This window comes from Dysgonomonas sp. BGC7, from assembly GCF_001261735.1.
GTDB lineage: Bacteria > Bacteroidota > Bacteroidia > Bacteroidales > Dysgonomonadaceae > Dysgonomonas.
In genome coordinates this window covers 76,171-97,946 of record NZ_CVRP01000003.1, presented here as the reverse complement: position 1 = coordinate 97,946, position 21,776 = coordinate 76,171, and the positions used below count along the sequence as shown (strand labels likewise).

Sequence of the window (21,776 nt, the reverse complement as noted above, 5' to 3'; positions counted from 1 at the left end):
ATATAAACGTTTTAAATATATTGAACAAAAGGATAGGATTGTTTCGCTTTTTTTAATAAATGAAATAATTTTTACTTCTCAAAATCTTCTTTATTTCAGAATAAGCATGTACATTTGTTAGGCTTTTATTCAGATTGAGCACACCTTTGGGTGTTGATGCTTACAATATGAAATACAAGGGGATAAGAACAACTTAATTAAATATATTAAAACAAAATTATTATGTCGAAAGTAACAGTTGTAGGTGCCGGTAATGTAGGTGCTACGTGTGCAAATGTACTTGCATTTAACGAAGTGGCGGATGAAGTGATAATGCTTGATGTAAAAGAAGGCGTTTCGGAAGGTAAAGCTATGGATATGAATCAGACCGCCCAGTTGTTGGGATTTGATACATGTCTAAAGGGAGTAACCAATGATTATGCAGCAACAGCAAATTCAGATGTTGTAGTTATTACATCCGGTATTCCTCGCAAACCCGGAATGACAAGAGAAGAGCTGATAGGTGTAAATGCAGGTATTGTGAAAAGCGTAGCTGAAAACATCCTTAAGTATTCGCCAAATGCTATTCTTGTTATCATCTCCAACCCTATGGATACTATGACATATCTGGCTTCTAAAGTTACCGGATTGCCAAAACATCGTATTGTCGGTATGGGCGGAGCTTTGGACAGCTCTCGTTTCAAATACTATCTGAGCCAGGCTCTTGGCTGCAATGCTAATGAAGTAGAAGGTATGGTAATAGGCGGACATGGCGATACTACAATGATCCCTGTTACACGTCTTGCTACATATAAAGGTATACCTGTATCTGATTTGCTATCGAAAGAAGCGTTGGATAAAGTAGTGGCTGACACTATGGTTGGCGGAGCTACTCTGACAGGTCTGCTTGGTACATCTGCTTGGTACGCACCGGGTGCTGCGGGAGCTTATGTAGTGGAATCTATAATTCACAACCAAAAGAAAGTTATCCCTTGCTGTGTGCCTCTTGAAGGAGAATATGGTCAGAATGACATTTGCATTGGTGTTCCTGTAGTATTGGGCAAAAATGGTTGGGAAAAGATCATCGACCTGAAACTGACTGCCGACGAAAAAGAAAAGTTCGAAGCTTCTGCTGCTGCGGTTCACAAAACAAATGCAGTGCTTAAAGAAAGCAATATAATCTAAGATTATAATTATTGATAATAAAAAGAGGCTTATACTTGGATGTATAAGCCTCTTTCTTTATAATAAGTCAAATAAAAAAATCAATGCTCTATAACAATATCGAATTGTTGTAAAAGGCCTGCTAAGCCATCTTTTGAGAAGCGGGCTTTCTTTACCTGATTTTCGTTGAGGTCGATTATATAATTGTGAGAGCTTGAAAAATCAGCTCCCTGTATGTTTGTGTTGTAAAAAATAGCTTCACTCAGATCGCAGCCTATAAATTTAGACTGTCTGATGTCGGTACTACCAAAGTCAACACCCTTTAGCGATGAGTTTTTGAATGTAGTCTTGCTCATTTTCCTTTTTTCGAACGAACTATAGTCTAGCATGCAGTTGTCGAAACTCACTTCGAAGATAAAGTCGTGACAGTGATTGAATTTAACACCCAATATTTTACAGTTTTTGAAGCGAACATTATTCATTGTCGATTGACTAAGGTCGGTCATAGACAGATTGCAATCCGAGAACGAGCAATCGTTGAATTGACACGAATATAACCTCTGATTGGAAAAATCACATTTCGAAAATGTGCAATTTTCAAATACCTCCTGAGTTTGCTCTGTGGTATATATCAGATTTTCGAAATGCTTGTCTTCGTATATAGCCATTATTCCCTGATTATTTTCACCTCTCCGCCTTTACCCAGTTTTATGATGCTGGATGCCTTCGATTTGCTTCTGTCGTCTTGTCTGTACGAGACTATATAATCTACGCCTTTTTTTATATCCTCGCTTATTTCGTCAAAATTGGCAGGAGCAGGTTCTCCGCTTATATTGGCTGATGTAGATACCAGCGCCTTGCGGAAGCGTTTGCAAAGCTCATGCGAAAACTCCTCTTTGGTCACCCTTATGGCAAGGCTGCCGTCTTCGGCTACCATATTGGGAGCTACATTGCGGGCATTGTCGTATATTATGGTCAGCGGTTTGTCTGACAACTCTATCAAGTCCCATGCTACATCAGGCACTCCGTCTATGTAGAAGTCCAGCTTCACAGGATTGTCTACAAGTGTGATGAGAGCTTTGCTATCTACACGTTTTTTTAGTTCATACACACGTCTTACAGCCTCCTCGTTGGTGGCGTCACACCCGATTCCCCAAATGGTGTCGGTGGGGTAGAGTATCAGCCCTCCGGCTACAAGCACATCGAATGCTTTTTTTATATCTTCTTTCATTTATTGTTGAGTAGCTGAAAAAGTTTTACATTTCCGAATGTTTCGCTACGTTGCACCCAATCTTTCAGTACACCCGATTCTTTATAACCCGACTTTTCGAAAAGACTGATACTTTTAGTATTGCTCTCCGATATGTAAGCATACAGTTGATGAAGATGGAGAAATTTGAAAGCATACTCACTCATCAGACTTAGAGCCTGCGATGCAAACTTGCGTTGGCGATATGCCTCGTCTACGAGTATGCCTATACCTGCTCTGCTGTTGTGAGCATCTATATCGTATAGGTCTATTGTCCCCACAGTAGCATCTTCGGCAGGAAGGTCTATCATCAGGCGCAACTGCTTGCTCTGATAGATATCCATTTCCAAAGCGTCGTTTATGTATTGACGAAGTACAAGCTTCGAATAGGGAGCAAGTGTATTGCCATGTATCCACAGTGCGGTACTGTTTTCCCATCCGTAAAGGATGTCTAAATCTTCGGGTTCTACAGCACGAAGACTTATCTGAGAATTACTAAGAAGTGTATTTGTCATAAATTTTTGATTTAAGACATGCAATATATAAAATTACTGCTTAATATTTGTCTTTTTCAAACATTTCGCCCAGTCTTATGAAGAAGTTTTTCTTGCGTCGGCGTACACGTTGATTTTCTCCTGACGACATCATTATTTTTTCGAACGATGTTTCTCCTTTTTCCATTGCTCTTATGGCATGGTAGATTACTCCCCAGTCGGGCAGTCCTCCCAAATTGCGATCGTCGATAAACAAGTCTGCATCCAGCTTTCGGGAAGCAGTGCTGACGTCTTCGTCGGGGTGATTCTTGTTTGCTGCATAAAATTTCAAACCTTTGCTTTCGCAATAATCTACAGCTTCCTGAAGCAGGCTTCCTTTGCGCACACTCCACATCAACAGGGTATGTCCGTCTTTTTGAAGTTGTAGTAAGGTTTCGATGGCAAAAGGAATTGGGCGTCCTATGCGTGGGTATTCGTGTTCTACTACCGTTCCGTCAAAATCTACTGCAATAATCATATTTTATGTATTAATGTATTTCTATTGTGATTGTTTCGTATTATGTATATAATAAGTTGTGTAATGAAATCAGATACGATACGATTCATTAAACAAGGTTCTGTTAAGTATAGATCTTCCCAGAGTGACTTCATCGGCATATTCTATTTCGTCGCCAATAGATATTCCACGGGCAATCATTGAAGTCTTAACATCGTAGGGAGCTAGTTTTTTATATATATAAAAGTTTGTTGTATCTCCTTCCATCGTAGTACTAAGGGCTAGGATAACCTCGTTGATATTACCTTGCGATACTCGTTCTACCAAGCTGTTTATTTCCAGATCGGCGGGTCCTATGCCATCTATGGGAGAGATAATGCCTCCCAGTACATGATACAGCCCTTTGTATTGCATGGTGTTTTCTATGGCCATCACTTCTTTTATGTTTTCTACAACACATACGGTCGATCTGTCTCGTGATTTGTCTTTGCAGATAGGACACACTTCGTCATCACATATATTGTGGCATACGCTGCAATATTTTACTTCGTGCTTGAGTGTAACAAGTGCCTGAGCAAAACTATCAACAAGTGTATCGTCTTGTCGCAAAAGATGTAATATAAGCCTCAATGCAGTTTTACGTCCGATACCCGGCAGGCGGGCAAATTCGTTTACTGCATTTTCCAGTAATACTGATGGATATTTTTGATTCATATTCTGTTTCTATCCCCAAAAAGGTGCGTAAAGATAGTAACTTTTTGAATGTATCGGATGCAATATCTTCTTCTTAAACCTATTTTAACCAATTGGGAATATTCGGATTTTAGAATAAATGAGAGATTTATAAATGAGAAAATATTTGTAATTTTGATGCCTGTTATCACCTTCTGTAGTTAATATATGGATTTTTACTATTCGCTTTCCGTACTTATTATAATTGCTACTGTATTTTCGTACATAAATGTTCGTTTTCTGAAGTTGCCTTCCACCATCGGTGTTATGGTGATTGCCATATTGGTGTCGTTAGGAGTCGTTATCGTGAGCAGGCTGACAACTACTCGTCCTCTGCACGATTTGTCGGTGCTGATAAGCCATATAGATTTCACACAGATGCTGATGGGTGGTATGCTCAACTTCCTGCTGTTTGCCGGTGCTATTAATATCAATCTGAAAGATCTGAAAGAAGAGAAGCTGCCTGTTATCGTATTTTCTTCTCTGAGTGTTATTATATCTACATTTGTTATTGGTTTTGCTCTTTATTACATTCTCGGCCTGTTGTTGCCTCTTATACATATTCATCATAAGATGCCATTGATATACTGCTTGCTGTTTGGAGCACTTATTTCTCCTACCGATGCAGTCGCCGCATTGGGTATCCTGAAAGAAATAAAAGTGTCTAAACCATTGGAAACGAAGGTGGCGGGCGAATCGCTGTTCAACGATGGGGTTGCTGTCGTTACATTCAGTATCATATACAATATTGCTATGGGGCAGGAGACTATGGCCGATCTCACATTTTTCAGTGTGTCGTGGCTTTTGGTCAAAGAGACTGCCGGAGGTATTATTGTCGGCCTTTTGCTGGGGCAACTGGGTAGCTATGCCATGCGAACAGCCAAGAATTATAAATTATCGGTGCTTATCACCTTGTCTATAGTAATGGGCGGATATATCGTTTCGCAGGCTATGGGGATATCAGGTCCGTTGACTATGGTTTCGGCAGGGCTGATAATAGGAGATTCGCGCCGTAAGATATTGAGTAAAACTCCCGGAGAAAGAGGGTATCTGGGGATATTCTGGGAGCTGATAGATGAAATACTGAATGCTGTTCTTTTCTTATTCATAGGATTCGAACTATTGCTGATCCCCGACATCGGGCACTATTGGGTATTGGGTGTAACTTGTATAGTCGTAGTTCTGTTTGCCAGATATATATCTATACGCATTCCTACAATGCTGATACCGTTCAATGAGAAATTTACAAAGGGAACAATTACCATATTGGTATGGGGCGGGCTTCGTGGTGGTGTGTCAATTGCTCTTGCCTTATCTATAGCAAATGGCCCGTACAAAGAAGCCATTATAGCGGCCACATACTTCGTGGTTATTTTCTCTATTATTGTGCAGGGGCTTAGTATCAGTAAGTTGGCACATCGCATAAATGTATGATAATCTTTTGTTTCGGGTAGCAGATTTACATATTTTCTATAAATAATCTTAATAGTAAAATAAACTATTGAGATAACCTGTTTGGGATAAGGAATAACTGCTTTTTTTTGGTAATTTTGCACTCTGTAAGATTATTGTCCCACTGGCTGTATAAAAGCAATAGGAAGTCGAGAATAAAGAATACAGATAACGAAATTTGCTTTTATTTAAAAACGGAAAACTATAAAACGGTTTAAACAAATATTCCTTTCCATATTAGGTGTAATCGTTGGATTGATTACCCTCTTGTTTGGTCTGTTAAATATGCCGGCTGTTCAGGAGTATGCAAAAGAGCGTGTAGTAGAAGAACTAAAGCTGAAACTGGGAACAGAACTGGGAATAGGAAAACTTCATTTTCAACTTTTCAATACTGTTCGTTTAGACAGTGTATATCTTTACGATCAGTCGGGCGAAAGAGCATTGATGGTAGACAGGCTTTCGGCAGGAATAGATTTATTGTCTTTGGTTAATGGCCGAATTGCTGTTACTTCTGCATGGCTTTCCGACTTCGAAGTCCGTTTGTCGAAGGAGACGAGCGATGCTCCGTTGAATATTCAGTATGTTATTGACGCATTCAAGTCGAAAGATGACAAGCCGAAATCGGCGATAAATTTTGTGATAAATTCGATAAATATCGTCAACGGTAATTTCTTCTACGATGTAAAAGATAAAGGGCATAAAGTTAACCTGTTCGATCCTAATCATATTCATGTTTCGGATCTACATGCCAAACTGGCTCTGAAATCTCTGGCTTCCGACTCTCTAAATATTCAGGTAAAGAAAATTAGCCTTAAGGAACAAAGTGGACTGGAAATATCCGATCTGGTGTTCAGGCTTATTACCCAAGGCAAAAAGGTATCGGTCAGAGGGTTTGAACTCAATCTGCCTTCTTCGTACCTCGAACTCGAAAAGTGTGAGCTGGATCTTACACCAAGTAGCGATACAGCTAAAATACTGGACTATGCCACCCTCGATTGCCGAATAGCGGAGTCTTATATTGCCCCAAAAGATATTGCCGCATTCACACCATCTCTCCAATATTTTAAAGATGTAGTCTCGTTTCGTGCTAATATTTCCGGTTCGGTAGATAACCTAAATATAAACAATCTTACTCTCGATTATGGAGAAAAGCTTCATCTGATTTCAAATACTGAAATAAAGGATATTCGCGATCCTGAAAATATGTATATATTGGGAAGTGTAGACAAACTAATAGTGAGCAGCAATGAAGTGGAAGGTATAGTAAATAACCTTTCGAAGAATAAAATACATTTGCCCCAAGAACTAAAAAAATTGGGTACTATCTCTTTCGAAGGCGATATTTCGGGCTATTTGCACCAGTTAACAGCTTTTGGTAGTCTCGAAACTGATTTAGGTATTATAAAAACAGATGTACTGTTTGGCTTCAAGCCTCGTCAGGGTATAAGCTCATTTGTTAAAGGAAAGGTTTATACCTCAGGCTTTAAATTAGGCGAAATGCTAGGGAATAAAGATTTAGGCAAGACTTCTTTAAACTTATCGGTAGACCTTATAAAACCGAAATATGGCAAGATAAAAGGTACTGCTGCGGGGAATATATACGATACCGACTTCAAGGGTTATACTTACAAAGATGTAGCTCTCGATGTAGACTATGATGGCATGCGGGTAGACGGCAAGTTGGCAGTAACAGACCCTAATGGCTTACTTACTGTTAATGGATTGTTCGACTTATCGGACAAAGACAATCCCGAACTTATCTTTAAGGCGAAGGTTAAAAATGTGCAGCTCGATAATCTGAATTTGGCCGATAATTTAAAACACTCTTATATTTCGCTGAATATAGATGCCGATTTTACAGGTAAAAATATAGACAATGCGGAGGGTTATATACGAATAGACTCTTTAGATTTTATCAGAGAAGATAAATCTTTCCAGATGAATAAACTTCTAGTAGAAGTCTCGGGAGGTGAAGACAATAAAGACCTGAAAATTTCCTCAGATATCGTCAACGGAGATATAAAGGGAATGTATTCGTTTTCGTCTATGATAAACAGCGTACAGCAAACGTTACATCCTTATCTGCCTGCTCTTATCAAACAAAATGAAAAAAAGAATCCGGAGGATAAAAATAATGTACTCAATTTCAATTTGCAGATAAACAATACAGAAAGCCTGAGCAGCATACTCAATTTGCCGGTTACGGTACTGAGTCCTGCAAAGATTGTCGGTTTCTACAACAATATACAGGACAAATTTAAGGTTGAGGTATTCACCCCTTCCATCAAAGCCGGTGGAATGAATATCAAGTCGGGATATGTGTTGTTGAGAAATCCGGATAATATTATCGAGTCGCAGATAAATGCCCTCATCATAGGAAAGAAAGAGACGATGAACGATATTGTGATAAAGTCGACCATCGACAACAATCTTATAAATACAAATATTTCTCTGGTAAATACAGGGCAACAGAAGGCAAAAGGAGATTTTTCCATATCCACATTATTTGCCAAAGCTGATGGTGAACCTCTGTCGGTAGATGTAGATGTATTACCTAGCGAGCTTCTACTTAATAATGCTGTATGGAAGATGGATAAATCTCACATTCAGATAAAAGGAGGAACTTATGCGGTCAATAATTTTTCGGTGTATAACGAAAATGGTAGTCAGGAAATAAAGGTCAATGGAAAATACTCGCCAAAGAATTCCAACGATATATTGAAAGCCGAGCTAAAGAATATCAATCTGGAATATATTTTTCAGACATTAGCCATAGATGCTTTGCAGTTTGGTGGAGCTGCCACAGGGAATCTGTTTGTGTCTACAATAGAGAATAAACCATATGCAAATACGCGTCTGCACATATCCGACTTCAAATTTAATGGTGCGGAGCTTGGCAATCTCGATATATTTAGTGAGTTGGATGATGAAACCAATGTAGTTGGTCTCGATGGGTTGATAGTGAGTAAAGAAAATAAAGAGACGAAGGTGAAGGGTGTTTTGGATCCTGTAAAACAAAGCCTGTCTATAAACTTCGATGCTGATAGTATCAATATAGGTTTCCTCAATAAGTATGCAGAATCTGTATTTCAGAATATATCCGGCAGAGGTAGTGGACATGTACATCTTTTTGGTAATTTTTCGGATGTTACAGTAGAGGGTAAAGCCTTTATAAAGGATGCCAGTTTGGGGATTAATTTCCTCAATACGCGTTACTCGTTTAGTGATACCGTATATCTAAAAAAAGATCTCATATACTTTAATGATATAACCCTTACCGACCAGTACGGAAACAGGGCGCAAGCAAGTGGAAAGGTTACTCACGATTTCTTCCACGATTTCATGTATCTTGTAGATCTCAAAGCAGAGAATTTCCTATTGTATAATGCTACCCAAGTGCAGAATCCATTGTTTTACGGTAAGGTGTTTGGTAGTGGAAACGGAACTATTGCAGGCGATGAAAGTGCTGTCGATATTGATATAAGAATGCGTACGGAGGATAAGACTGCCATACGGATGAACTTTATGGATGAGTATGTAAACGCTTATTCGTTCATCAATTACAAATCGAAGAATAATAAAGATTCGGTAAATGTTGCTGCGAGCGATCCTCCTCCGATAAAGACGGAGTCGGGGATGGAAATAAACATGAATTTTTATATAGATGCTACTCCCGATGCAGTTGTGGAAATAATAATGGATCCTGTAGGAGGAGATGTGCTGAGAGGGTCGGGTAGTGGAGCCATGCAATTTACGTGGAGCACTAAAACTTCCCCGCGTCTCTATGGAACATATAATATAGCACGGGGTAGTTATAACTTTACTTTTCAGCGTTTGATGGAGCGCCGTTTTGTAATACAAGATGGAAGCAATGTGCAATTCAGAGGCGATCCATTCGAAGCCATTCTGGATGTAGCTGCGATATATAAAATAAATGCCAGTCTTAGTGATCTTGACAAACAGTTAGCTTTGGAAACCGGGCAGACTACAGTTCCTGTTAATTGTGTATTGAATTTGACAGGGCCATTGAAACACCCGAATATAGGGCTCGATATAAAGTTCCCTTCGGCAGACCCTGAGGTAGAAAGACAAGTGAAAAGCCTTATAAATACGGAAGATGAGATAAATAAACAAGTTGCTTATTTACTTATTCTTTCCAAATTTAAAGCACCTAATTACTCTAATCCGGGAACTCAGACTTCAGACTTTGCTGCTGTAGCTTCGGCAACATTATCTAATCAGCTCACTAAAATAGTAAGCCAAATAGACGACAGGTGGCAGCTGGGTACTAATATTCGCTACAGCGATGCAGAAATGACCTACACCGAAGCTGAACTAATTCTGTCTAGTCAACTACTTAATGATAGGTTGATTATAAACGGAAACTTCGGATATCGTAACAATCTTGATATAAATAAAGAGGCTATGGTTACGGATGTAGATATAGAATATCTGCTTAACAATGCCGGCACATGGCGCATAAAGGCATACAATCATTACAACGAGAAATATTATTATACACAATCTGATAAGTCTCCTAATACACAGGGAATCGGTCTCGTTTATAAGAAAGATTTCGATGATCTTAAAGATCTGTTCAGAGGACGAAAGGTAAGAATCTTGCCTCGTATCGACACCGTAGTTCCTGTTAAACCCGATTCTACAAAAAAAGGTAGTGCGTTGAGTAACTTTATCAGAATGAGGAAGAAATGATTTTAGACGCTTCTATAAAAGATTTCGTAAGAGAACATGAATCGGACGATATTCACTCACTGGCTCTACAGGCAGCCAAATATCCTACTGTAAATATGGAACTGGCTATACGCCAGATAGCTGGACGAAAGGTGATGAAAGATAAAGTGCCTGCGTGGTATGCCAACGAAGATATTATTTATCCTGTTCACTTGTCTTTAGAGCAAAGTTCTTCGGAGCAAACAGCCCTATATAAATCATCTTTGTGTGCCAAGGCTGGTTCTATGGCTGATCTTACAGGAGGTTTTGGTATTGATTTTTTCTTTCTGTCTCAGAAATTTGAAAAAGCAACATATGTAGAGCTTCAGACAGAACTGACGGATATAGCCCAGCATAATTTCAAGACATTGGGTGCGACTAATGTTTCGGTTCGAAACGAAGATGGTGTAGAGTATTTAAAGGGAATGCCTTTTTCCGATTTCATTTATCTCGATCCTGCCCGTAGGGATAAAGCCGGACGAAAAACTGTTTTCATTGAAGATTGTACTCCTAATGTGGTGGAGATAGCTCCATTGCTGAAAGAAAAAAGTAATGTGACAATGATTAAATTGTCACCGATGCTCGATATTACACTGGCTCTGAAAACGCTTAAAGATATAACGGATATACATATCGTCAGTGTGAATAATGAAGTTAAAGAACTTCTTTTTATTATGCAAAAAGAGTGTTCACGCACTATGTTTCATTGTGTAAATCTATCCAAAACAGGTATAGATCATTTCCCTTTTTACAAAGAAGAGGAGGACGCTGTTTGTGTCGATTACACTTCGCATCTTAACACTTATCTGTACGAGCCAAATTCTTCCATAATGAAGGCGGGAGCATATAAAACTATTGCAAAAGCATTCTCTCTCGAAAAACTGCATAGTAGTAGTCATTTATATACATCAGACATTTTGTATGATGATTTTCCGGGCAGAAAGTTCAAGGTCGAAAACATTTGCTCTCTCAACAAGCGAGAGATAAAAGAATATCTTTCCGATACGAAGCAAGCTAATATTACTGTGCGCAACTTTCCTCTTTCGGTGGATGAGATAAGAAAAAGAACCGGCTTGAAGGATGGCGGAGACATGTATATATTTGCCACCACACTATCGGACGAAAAGAAAGTGTTGATTATTTGTCGGAAAGTGTGATTTACTTCTCTCTCGACTGTATTGTCTGTATACCTATAAGGCTATCGTATCTTTGTCCCGAAGGCCGATAATAGACATATACTGTATATTCATTTTCGGTTTCGAAATAATTTCCTTCTGTCTGTGCTGTGGAAAATTTATCGCCATCTCTGGTCAGATACTGATAATTGTACAATCCCTGCTTGAGAGGTAGCGACAGGCGATATACGCGGTCGTTGAGGTCATATTTCATCTTGTATTTGTCCGAAAAAGTGTTGTATGTAAAATTTCCGTTTATATATACATCCCTATTCAGAGGTTCGTCCATAGCCAGTGTAAAATTAGTCGTAAAATAATCGGCTTCGGTATTCTCATAGTCGCTTTCGTTGCTGCGTATATATACTCTTCCGTTCTGATCCTGATCGTAGCTGTACGACCTTCCGGCTCTCACCTTGTCGGTTACTATTTCCATTACATATTCGGGACGGACGTATTTTATATGTGCCACATTCATACCATTGTACCTGTAGCTGGAAGTCTCGAAACGGCGGTATTCATTCCCCGCTTCAAATATCAGATCTTTATTGTGTTCGTAAATCAGCTTTCCGGGGTTGATATAGGTAGGCATTAGTTTGCTGCGTTCGCTGTCAAGCCTGTTGTTTTGCAGTGCAAAAACAAACAGCTCTGTACGCGGATCGCGGATATTCAACCCTTGATGATGCACTGTGAAAGATAATTGCTGATGACTTTTATTGAAATCTATATCAGTATTCGATGATACGGTAGATCCTATACTAATCAATGGATCTATTACCGAGAAACATGCTGTGAGCAGAACCTTGTCGGGTGCATTTTCTTCATATACTTCTACAGTGTAATTTCCTGATATTTTTATGTCCATATCCCTGTTTGGTATATCGAGATTGAAGTGGGTGTACTCTACAGTCGTATTTATGGAAGGAGCATAATCGTCGATAAAATTATCGTTGAATCCCTTCAGGTAATCTATTTCCGATATAGTCTTAGTCTTCCACCAGAAAGCATCGCAGTGCACAAGCCTGTATCTCAGCCTGTCGAACGAATTGTCCGAGATGCGGTCGAACGATATATGTATATAGTCGCCTCCCCCTAGCTTTATAACAGGTGTAGTTCCCTGATTGCCATTAGCATTCACCTGTATCGTGTGCATGTCGGACGATATGGGTGTAGTGCGGTATGCCTGAGCCGACAGCATAGCAGATATGGATAGTAATAGTACGAGCAGCTTTATCTTCATCATATCAATATCAGTTAAGTATATGGCAAATGTAATAAAAAAACTGCAAGGCTTTCACCATGCAGTTTTATATCTAAATAGTTGAGGCTACAAGAGCTCTTTATGCAAGACTATTATAAAGCAGGATTGGTAGATTTACGTTTCCCCTTATAGTTATAATAATTCAGACTAAACTTCAACTCTTTTTCTGTAACAGTTATGCCTGACATTTCTCCTACATTGCTAAGCACGATTCTTCGAGGATTGTAATTTACAGTATATTGACCTGTCTTGACAACCTCTTCGGTTTTGCTTTGAAGGGTATATCCTCCGTTCGATAAAAATTCGATACTACTGTATTCTTCTCCATCTTCCAATTCCCAGTAACCGGAGATTGCTTTAATGAAGGCTGCTTTTTCTGCCTCAGTGACTTCCGGTTGATCATCATCGCTGCTACACGATACGATAAAAGAAGACATGGCGAAAATTAGCAGAAAATAAAATTGGAGTTTAGCTTTCATGATTTTTGTCTTTTAGGTAAAATGGTTACAGTAGGTCAGATTACCTTCCTGTAACCAAATATTTATATAGTAAGGTCCTTTTGTCGGAATCTTATTCTTCTATATCTTCTTTCATATTGTGGAAAACGTTCTGAACATCGTCGTCGTCCTCAAACTTATCCAATAGTTTTTGTATTTGCTCCTGTTGCTCTTTGGTCAGTTCTTTCATATCGTTTGGTATACGCTCAAACTCGGCACTATGTATCTCAAATCCATTTTCTTCGAGATATTTTTGTATTTCCGAATACGATTTAAACTCACCGTATAGTATTATCTCATCACCTTCCTGATCCATTTCGTCTACACCGTAGTCGATAAGTTCAAGTTCAAGATCTTCGAGCGAAACACCTTCTTTTGCCGAAATTTTAAATACACATTTATGGTCGAAAAGGAACTCCAGACTTCCCGATGTACCCAGCGATCCGTTATGCTTGTTGAAGTAACTGCGTACATTAGCAACTGTACGGGTGGGGTTGTCGGTAGCTGTTTCTACAAAAATAGCGATTCCATATGGGCCATAGCCTTCATAGTTCATCTCTTTGTAGTCAGCTTCGTCTTTAGATATGGCTTTTTTTATGGCACGTTCTACATTTTCCTTAGGCATGTTTTCTTTCTTAGCCTGCTGTATAAGTACACGAAGACGTGGGTTGGTATCGGCTTCAGGGCCTCCCTCTTTTGCCGCTATAGTAATTTGCCGTCCCAGTTTAGTAAACACACGGGCCATATTTCCCCAACGTTTAAGCTTTGTTGCTTTACGGTATTCAAACGCTCTTCCCATAATATATGTCTGTATTTTTTATCAGTTTATTTTTTGCTACGCAAAAGTATAAAAAATATTACATATAAGGAAGTATTGTGTCGTCAAGAAATAGGAGTAGAAATAGAAGTAGTTTAATAGCTTTCTTTTTTGCATGAAACGATTTGAGCTTGCAATATTTTCTGTAAATCTTTCTTTGTCTTACTGCTTTCGGCTTTAAACCCGCCAACTACCAATAGAACTCCGAATATCAGCATGCCGAAAGGAATTAAATAAAAAACTTCGAATCCGGAAGAATAGGAGATTGCTATCGTAGCAAAACAAGCGAGAAATACCATAGCAAACCAAAAAGTCATAAAAATGATTACAAGAATGTTCATCTTCATTTTCACGTTTACTGTCGTTTCGTTTTCCTTTTCCTTTTCCTTTTCCTCTTCGGTGATAGTACCTGTTACTATAGGCAGAAAAGAATTTCTATAATTGATAATACGCTTTATCGTGAAACCTTTTTCACTAATACTCTTTCCTAAGGTTGTGTATTGGGTACTGGATCGTAACTGATTTGCAATTTCTGTTGGCGACAGTTCTGTTTTGTAAGTAACGTTTTCGAAAGGAAGAAGTCTTTTCATTCTTGTTTTTTATAGTGTGCGTAAATTATAGATTTGTACAAAAATATATAATATAAAGAACAAATGCAGAAACAAATGGTATCTGTTTCTGCATTCTTTATCTGATTTGAAACACAGTTAACGCAACTGTGCGCCCAGTTCTTTTTCGAGCGATTGCTGTATCTTCTGCATTACTCCATCTATCTGCTTGTCGTTGAGTGTTTTTTCTTCATCTTGAAGTATGAAGTTGACAGCATATGATTTTTTGCTTTCCGGAAGATTCTTTCCTTCATACACATCGAAAAGCGTAACTTCTTTAAGAAGCTTACGTTCGGCTTTGTAGGCAATCTTTTCTATCTGGTCGAACAATATGTTTTTATCTAGCAATAGAGCTAAATCGCGTTTTACCGCAGGGAATTTAGAAATTTCGCTGTAAGTAATCGTATGCTTCTTTATTTCTTTCATCAAAGCATCCCAGTTGAGCTCTGCGAAAAATACCTCTGCATTGATATCTTGCGATTTAAGTGTTTTCTTGCTTACGATACCAAGTACTCCGAGGCGTTTGCCTTTTCCTTTGGCGCCGATTTCGATGGCAGTACTGAATATTTCGTCCGAGAACTGTGTATATTCATATCTGGCTGCTGAAATACCCAGACGTGTGAGTATATTTTCTACATGGGCTTTCAACTGAAATACTGTCGATTTCTCGTCAGCAGCAGCCCAACTGTTGTCCACGCTGTTTCCGCTAAGCCAAAGCCCTAAGTGAAGCTCTTCGCTATATTCTTTAAGGGTTTCTCCTTCAACCTTTTTGTCGGCATCGAAGAAATAGCAATTACCAAACTCGTAGAAACGGATATCCGAATTCTGTCGATTACGGTTATAAGCAATACTTTCCAGCCCGCCATACAGCAGTGTCTGACGCATAACGCTGAGATCTGTGCTGAGGGGATTGATAAGGTGCACGCAGTTGGCAATAGGATATATTTGCGAATCGGTATAATATGATTCTTTGGTAAGCGAATTGTTAAATATCTCATTGAATCCGCCCCCTGTAAGCTGCTCCGAAATCAGGTTCTGCAAATCGTAGCTCTTATCGGTCGGTGTTTCGTAAGATAAGTTCGATTTCACCACTTCGCCTATTTCTATATTGTTGTACCCGTATACACGAAGGATATCTTCTATTACATCCACATCGCGCAAAACGTCTACACGGTATGTAGGTATAGCCAGTGTCAAACCTTCGGCGGTTTCTTTTACTATTTCAACTTCGAGGCTGGCAAGTATAGATTTTACTACAGCAGGTTCTATTTCTTTTCCTATAAGGGTGTTTACCTTGTTGTAAGTAAGCTCTACTATCGGCTTCTCTATTTTGTTGGGATATACGTCTTCTATTTCGCCTGTTATTTTTCCTCCGGCTAACTCTTGTATGAGCAATGCAGTGTACTTTAACACATAAAGCGTGTCGTTAGGATCGCAACCTCGCTCGAAGCGGAACGAAGAATCGGTGTTCAATCCATGACGGCGGGCAGTCTTGCGAACCCATGTAGGGTTGAAGTAGGCACATTCAAGGAATACTTCTGTGGTAGACTCTGTTACTCCCGATTTTAGTCCACCGAATACACCTCCTATACACATTCCCTCTTGGGTGTTGCATATCATAAGGTCTCTGTTGCTAAGGGTGCGTTCTTGCTCATCGAGGGTAACGAATTTAGTACCTTCGGGCAGAGTTTTCACTACGACCTCACCTCCTGCAATTTGTGCTACGTCGAATGCGTGAAGCGGATGCCCTAGTCCGTGTAGAACAAAGTTTGTTATATCTACTATATTATTGATCGGGCGCAAGCCTATGAGAGTAAGCTTATTCTTAAGCCATTCGGGGCTTTCTGCTACTTTTACTCCTTTTATGGTTACTCCTGCATATCGTGGACAAGCCTCTGTATTTTCTACTTTAACTTTTACGCCTCCGGCCGGTTCGTCTATCTTAAATTTCTCTACCGATGGCAGAGTTAAGGTTCCTTTCAGATTATTTTGTTTCAGGTAGGCAGCAAGGTCTCTTGCCACACCGAAGTGAGATGCTCCGTCTATGCGGTTGGGCGTAATGTCTACTTCGAGTATATATTCGCTCTTTACATTGTAATATTCTTTGGCAGGTGTACCCACTCTGGCTTCGGATGGTAACACTATGATGCCGGCATGATTTGTACTGAGTCCGATTTCATCTTCGGCACATATCATCCCAAAAGATTCTGTTCCTCTTATCTTCGATCTCTTTATGGTGAAAGATTCTTCTCCTGAATATAACTTAGTACCTACAAGAGCAACAACAACTTTTTGTCCGGCTGCTACGTTTGGCGCTCCGCATACAATCTGAAGCGGCTCGCCTTCACCTACATTTACAGTAGTGATGTGCAGATGGTCTGAGTCGGGATGATCTGTACAAGTGAGTACTTCCCCGATAACGAGCCCTTCGAGCCCTCCTTTTATTGTTTCTACTTCTTCTACGCCTCCTGTCTCCAGTCCTAACGAAGTAAGAGCATCGGATGTTTCTTGCGGTGTTAAGTCAAAATCAAGGTATTCTTTCAACCAATTGTAAGAAATATTCATTTTATATTATATGTTTTATATTTTTCCAGAAAAAGTTCGTCAAAAATACAAAATAGTTGCGAGTTAAGTCTTATCTGCTGTAAGATATTTAAGTAGGCGATAATATTTAGAGTCTGTATCTATTAAGGACACCTCGTGGTTATTCGCAATTAGAGGGTAGAGACAAGTCTATTCCCTATCAAGTATTTTTACAAATTATAAATATTGTGAAAGTGAAAAATAAATCGTGTTGTATGCAAATAAACATTTGGTCAAATGGAAAAAAAACTTATTTTTGTATAGGCAAACCCAGAAATATAATATGATATTTATAAACTAACAAAATACTATCATGAAAGAGTTTTTCGAAAGTATGGACAGCGGGCAGCAATTTTATTGGTATATAGCCATTGGTGCAAGTGTCATTTTCATCATACAGACTATTATGACTTTTATCGGTGCCGATACCGATACGGGAGTCGATGCTGATTTTGATGGTAATCTGGATGGAGGAGATCATCCTTTTCAGTTATTTTCGTTGAGGAATCTCATCAATTTCTTACTCGGATTTGGCTGGACAGGAGCATCATTGTATCCTGTGATCAGTAATAAAGTCTTTTTGGGAATAGTTGCCCTTCTGGTTGGATTATTGTTTATTGCAGTCTTTTTCTTTCTGATGAGGATATTGATGAGGCTTTCGGAAGATAATACATTCGATATAGAAGATACTGTTGGCAAGACTGCCGATGTGTATATGAATATTCCTGCATCTAAAGCGGGGAAAGGTAAAATCTTTGTTAGTGTAAAAGGCTCTACTCACGAGCTTCCTGCAATGACAGCAGGCGACAAAGATTTGAAAAGTGGAACTTTGGTCAAAATACAGGCTGTAGAAGGCGGTATATTGGTCGTTGCTCCGATAAATGAATAAAAAATTAATTGTCTTACATAAATTTAAATTAAAACTATGATTGAAGGATTATTAGGAGGAGGAGCTACAATTGTCGTGGTTCTTGTCGTAGTGGTAATCGTCGTAGTCTTGGCCATGACGTCGAGATACAAACGATGCCCGTCAGACAAAATTTTGGTAGTATATGGACGAACCGGAGGTGCATCTGCCAAGTGTATACATGGTGGTGGCGCATTCATTTGGCCGGTAGTTCAGGATTATGCATATCTTGATCTGAAACCGATATCTATCGAGGCCAATCTGACAAGTGCGTTGAGTAAACAAAATATCCGTGTCGATGTTCCTTGTCGCTTTACTATTGCGATTTCTACCGAGAAAGAGAACATGAACAATGCGGCAGAAAGACTTCTTGGACTTACTACAGCACAAATAAAAGAAGTGGCTAATGATATATTGTTCGGACAGTTGCGTCTGGTTATTGCTACTATGATGATTGAAGAGATCAACTCTGACCGTGACAAATTCTTAGATAATATCGCGAAAAACGTTGATACAGAACTTCGTAAAATTGGCTTGAAACTGATAAACGTAAACGTAACGGATATCAACGATGAGTCTGGATATATCGATGCTTTAGGTAAAGAAGCGGCTGCAAAGGCGATCAACGAAGCCAAAGTTAGTGTTGCCGAACAAGAAAAAATGGGGGAAACAGGTAAAGCATCTGCCGACAGAGATCGTGATGTGAGAATTGCAGAAACTCATCGTGATCGTGATGTGCAGGTAGCCATAGCCCAAAAGGATAAAGAAGTAAGCATAGCCGGAGCTTTCCGTGACGAATCTATCGGTAAGGCGGAAGCAAGCAGAGATACCCGTGTGAAGACTGCCGAAGCCAACGCCATAGCCGTAAAAGGAGAGAATGGTGCAAAAATCGAAATTGCAGGATCAGATGCTCTTCGCCGTGAGAAAGAAGCGGAAGCAGCTCGTATAGCTGTTGCAGCAGAAAAAGTGCAACAGGCAAAAGCTCTCGAAGAAGCATATCAGGCAGAGCAAAAAGCCGAGCTTGCCCGTTCTGAAAGAGAACGTTCTACTCAGATAGCAAACGTGGTTGTACCTGCCGAAATAGAAAAGCAAAAAGTAATTATCGAAGCTCAGGCTGTAGCCGAGCGCATGAGAGAGCAAGCCCGAGGGGAAGCTGATGCAATATTTGCAAAAATGGATGCAGAGGCCCGTGGTTTGTTCGAAATACTATCTAAACAGGCTGATGGTTACAAAGGAGTGGTTAATGCTGCAAATGGTGATCCTGTAGCTGCATATCAATTACTATTGATAGAGAAACTTCCTGAACTGGTGAAAACTCAGGTGGAAGCAATCAAAAATATCAAAATTGATAAGGTTACAGTATGGGATTCGGCAGGCGGTGCTGCAAATGGTAATACTACTACAGCCAATTTTGTGTCGGGACTGATGAAGTCTGTTCCTCCATTGAACGACTTGTTCAACATGGCAGGAATGAACCTTCCTTCTTTCCTTAAAGGCGAGGCCGAAAAAGATAATAATATAACTATACCTTTGGCTGACAATAAAAAAGAAGACGACAAAAAGGCTAAGTAAATAGCCTGAAGTCTATAAATAGAAAAGAGGATATCCATTGTGGGTATCCTCTTTTTTTTACACTATTCTGACTATTCTATTGTCATCTTGTCGACTTTAACGCATCTTCGAGTGAAATCCCTAGTGCATCGGCAACACCTTTTCCGTAAGCAGGATCAGCCTTGTAGCAGTTTCTTACATGACGCTGCTTTATAAACAGTTCCGAGTCGCCCATATTTGCGGCTGTGTTTTTGAAAAGAACTTGTTGTTGCTGTGATGACATCAGGCGGAATAAATCTCCCGGTTGACTGTAGTAGTCATCGTCGTACTCTCTTTCGTTGTAGTTGAAAGCATCGCCATGTATCTTCAACGGTGGCTCTTTCAGCTCAGGGTTGTCCTGCCATTCTCCATAGCTGTTTGGTTCATACCCGAGTGTAGAACCATGATTGCCATCTACACGCATTGCTCCGTCTCGATGATAGGAGTGGAAAGGACAGCGGGGTTGGTTTACCGGAATTTGAGAATGATTTACTCCCAACCGATAGTTTTGTGCATCTCTGTACGAGAACAAACGTCCTTGCAACATTTTGTCGGGAGAAAAACCAATGCCATCAACCACGTTCATCGGATTGAAAGCAGATTGTTCTACTTCTGCAAAATAGTTCTCAGGATTTCTGTTGAGTTCTAATATACCGACATCGATCAGAGGGAATTCTTTATGAGACCATACCTTTGTGAGGTCGAAAGGATTGATTCTATAATTGTCGGCTTGCTCTTCGGTCATAACCTGTATTTTGAATTCCCAGCGAGGATAGTCTCCGTTCTCTATGGCATAATATAAATCCCGTTGGTGCGATTCTCTGTCTTTGGCTATAATGGCTGCGGATTCTTCATCGGTCAGATTTTTGATCCCCTGCAATGTTTTAAGATGGAACTTTACCCAAGTTCTTACATTATCTTTATTGATAAAGCTAAATGTATGGCTTCCGAATCCGTGCATATGGCGATAAGAATATGGTATTCCCCGATCACTCATTGTTATGGTAACTTGATGGAGCGCTTCCGGCAAAAGAGTCCAAAAATCCCAATTACTGTTTGCACTGTGCAGATTGGTACGAGGATCTCGTTTTACAACATGGTTTAAGTCAGGAAATTTCAGAGGGTCGCGCAAAAAGAATACAGGCGTATTATTGCCTACAAGATCCCAGTTGCCGGCATCAGTATAAAATTTCATGGCAAAACCTCGTATATCGCGTTCTGCATCGGCAGCACCCCGTTCTCCCGCTACGGTTGAAAAGCGTAAGAAGCATTCTGTCTTTTTACCCACTTCTGCAAATATAGAAGCACGGGTAAACCTTGTGATGTCGTGGGTTACGGTGAATGTACCGTATGCTCCCGATCCTTTAGCATGCATACGCCGTTCAGGTATTACTTCGCGATCGAAGTGTGCAAGCTTTTCTAAATACCAGGGATCCTGCAAGAGGACAGGACCTCTCTGACCGGCTGTCTGAACATTTTGATTGTCAGCTACAGGACGTCCCGAAGCTGTTGTCATTTTCTTCTTCTTTTCCATGATCATTCGATTTTTTTAGGTTTGCAATTATTTGTACAGATATTTTATCAATATCTAATTTCTTACATAGTTTCTCGTCCAAATACCTCTTGATTAATTCGGTTAGTTCCGGGTCTGTGTAGTCTATCAACTCTTCGTCTGTAAATATGTGGTGATGATCTGATGGTGTTATATCTATATAACACTTACCGTTAGGGTGGTTGACTCGGGATAATAATTTTACTTCGCAAAAAGAGTCTAATATACGGTAGACTGTAGATATTGTAATGTTAGGATTTTGTTTTTGTACTTCCGATATTACTTCATCTATTGTACCATGCCCTAATTTTGTCATTACCTCATAAACGATTCTACGTTGTGGAGTTATTTTTAGTCCGGCATTCTTTATTATGTTGGTTACGTCCATCTGTCTCTTATATTTTCTATAAAGTAAATACAAATTACTCTCAAATGCAAATTATTCGCATTTAAAATATTTTATAATGTAAGAGAGTGTAAAAAAGTAAGCAG

General features: G+C 39.5%; 18 protein-coding genes. 6 read left to right on the top strand and 12 right to left on the bottom strand.

Features of this window, described 5'->3' with window-relative positions; all coding sequences use genetic code 11:
• The first annotated feature begins 222 nt into the window (after positions 1-222).
• Entirely contained in the window at positions 223-1,164 is a 942-nt protein-coding gene (mdh, locus tag BGC7_RS02135) for a malate dehydrogenase (RefSeq protein ID WP_050699913.1), read from the top strand.
• A gap of 80 nt (positions 1,165-1,244) precedes the next feature.
• Here the strand turns inward: mdh and BGC7_RS02130 are convergent, their stop codons facing one another.
• From BGC7_RS02130 to recR, 5 genes are all read right to left on the bottom strand, one after another.
• Positions 1,245-1,811, bottom strand: coding sequence for a pentapeptide repeat-containing protein (locus BGC7_RS02130; RefSeq protein WP_050699912.1), 567 nt, complete (start codon positions 1,809-1,811; stop codon positions 1,245-1,247).
• Positions 1,811-2,374: an L-threonylcarbamoyladenylate synthase gene (locus tag BGC7_RS02125; RefSeq protein WP_050699911.1), complete on the bottom strand. Its 564-nt coding sequence runs from the start codon at positions 2,372-2,374 to the stop codon at positions 1,811-1,813. Before BGC7_RS02125 ends, BGC7_RS02130 begins: the two co-directional genes overlap by 1 nt.
• Positions 2,371-2,907, bottom strand: coding sequence for a GNAT family N-acetyltransferase (locus BGC7_RS02120; RefSeq protein ID WP_050699910.1), 537 nt, complete (start codon positions 2,905-2,907; stop codon positions 2,371-2,373). Before BGC7_RS02120 ends, BGC7_RS02125 begins: the two co-directional genes overlap by 4 nt.
• A gap of 40 nt (positions 2,908-2,947) precedes the next feature.
• A complete protein-coding gene (locus tag BGC7_RS02115; protein WP_050699909.1) occupies positions 2,948-3,403 on the bottom strand; it encodes a BT0820 family HAD-type phosphatase in 456 nt (151 codons plus the stop codon).
• 69 nt (positions 3,404-3,472) lie between these two features.
• A complete protein-coding gene (gene recR, locus BGC7_RS02110) occupies positions 3,473-4,096 on the bottom strand; it encodes a recombination mediator RecR (protein WP_050699908.1) in 624 nt (207 codons plus the stop codon).
• Between the two features lie 186 nt (positions 4,097-4,282).
• Between recR and BGC7_RS02105 the strand changes: the two genes are divergently transcribed.
• From BGC7_RS02105 to BGC7_RS02095, 3 genes are all read left to right on the top strand, one after another.
• Positions 4,283-5,548 carry a cation:proton antiporter gene (locus BGC7_RS02105; RefSeq protein ID WP_050699907.1) on the top strand — a complete coding sequence of 422 codons (1,266 nt, stop codon included), beginning with the start codon at positions 4,283-4,285 and terminating at the stop codon, positions 5,546-5,548.
• Between the two features lie 303 nt (positions 5,549-5,851).
• A complete protein-coding gene (locus BGC7_RS02100) occupies positions 5,852-10,279 on the top strand; it encodes a translocation/assembly module TamB domain-containing protein (RefSeq protein ID WP_050699906.1) in 4,428 nt (1,475 codons plus the stop codon).
• Positions 10,276-11,454 carry a class I SAM-dependent methyltransferase gene (locus BGC7_RS02095; RefSeq protein ID WP_087880034.1) on the top strand — a complete coding sequence of 393 codons (1,179 nt, stop codon included), beginning with the start codon at positions 10,276-10,278 and terminating at the stop codon, positions 11,452-11,454. The genes BGC7_RS02100 and BGC7_RS02095 overlap by 4 nt, the downstream gene beginning before the upstream one ends.
• 1 nt (position 11,455) lies before the next feature.
• Here the strand turns inward: BGC7_RS02095 and BGC7_RS02090 are convergent, their stop codons facing one another.
• From BGC7_RS02090 to pheT, 5 genes are all read right to left on the bottom strand, one after another.
• Positions 11,456-12,712, bottom strand: coding sequence for a type IX secretion system plug protein (locus tag BGC7_RS02090; protein WP_087880033.1), 1,257 nt, complete (start codon positions 12,710-12,712; stop codon positions 11,456-11,458).
• Between the two features lie 110 nt (positions 12,713-12,822).
• Positions 12,823-13,209 (bottom strand): hypothetical protein, encoded by a 387-nt coding sequence (locus BGC7_RS02085; protein ID WP_157258622.1) that lies wholly within the window; start codon positions 13,207-13,209, stop codon positions 12,823-12,825.
• Positions 13,210-13,300: 91 nt separating this feature from the next.
• Entirely contained in the window at positions 13,301-14,026 is a 726-nt protein-coding gene (locus BGC7_RS02080; protein WP_050699903.1) for a YebC/PmpR family DNA-binding transcriptional regulator, read from the bottom strand.
• A gap of 113 nt (positions 14,027-14,139) precedes the next feature.
• The gene (locus BGC7_RS02075) at positions 14,140-14,634 is read right to left on the bottom strand and encodes a hypothetical protein (RefSeq protein ID WP_050699902.1); all 495 of its coding nucleotides are present in this window, start codon (positions 14,632-14,634) and stop codon (positions 14,140-14,142) included.
• Between the two features lie 117 nt (positions 14,635-14,751).
• On the bottom strand, positions 14,752-17,217 hold the full coding sequence (pheT, locus tag BGC7_RS02070) for a phenylalanine--tRNA ligase subunit beta (protein WP_050699901.1): 2,466 nt from the start codon (positions 17,215-17,217) through the stop codon (positions 14,752-14,754).
• Positions 17,218-17,548: 331 nt separating this feature from the next.
• Here pheT and BGC7_RS02065 point away from each other — a divergent pair, with 331 nt between their 5' ends.
• Both BGC7_RS02065 and BGC7_RS02060 read left to right on the top strand, forming a co-directional pair.
• Positions 17,549-18,124: an NfeD family protein gene (locus BGC7_RS02065; RefSeq protein WP_050699900.1), complete on the top strand. Its 576-nt coding sequence runs from the start codon at positions 17,549-17,551 to the stop codon at positions 18,122-18,124.
• A gap of 36 nt (positions 18,125-18,160) precedes the next feature.
• On the top strand, positions 18,161-19,714 hold the full coding sequence (locus BGC7_RS02060) for a flotillin family protein (protein WP_185112938.1): 1,554 nt from the start codon (positions 18,161-18,163) through the stop codon (positions 19,712-19,714).
• An 82-nt stretch (positions 19,715-19,796) separates the two neighbouring features.
• On the opposite strand, the gene BGC7_RS02055 is transcribed toward BGC7_RS02060, so the two are convergent.
• Positions 19,797-21,266: a catalase gene (locus BGC7_RS02055; protein WP_185112937.1), complete on the bottom strand. Its 1,470-nt coding sequence runs from the start codon at positions 21,264-21,266 to the stop codon at positions 19,797-19,799.
• Entirely contained in the window at positions 21,217-21,672 is a 456-nt protein-coding gene (locus BGC7_RS02050) for a Fur family transcriptional regulator (protein WP_050699898.1), read from the bottom strand. The genes BGC7_RS02055 and BGC7_RS02050 overlap by 50 nt, the downstream gene beginning before the upstream one ends.
• Positions 21,673-21,776: the final 104 nt, after the last annotated feature.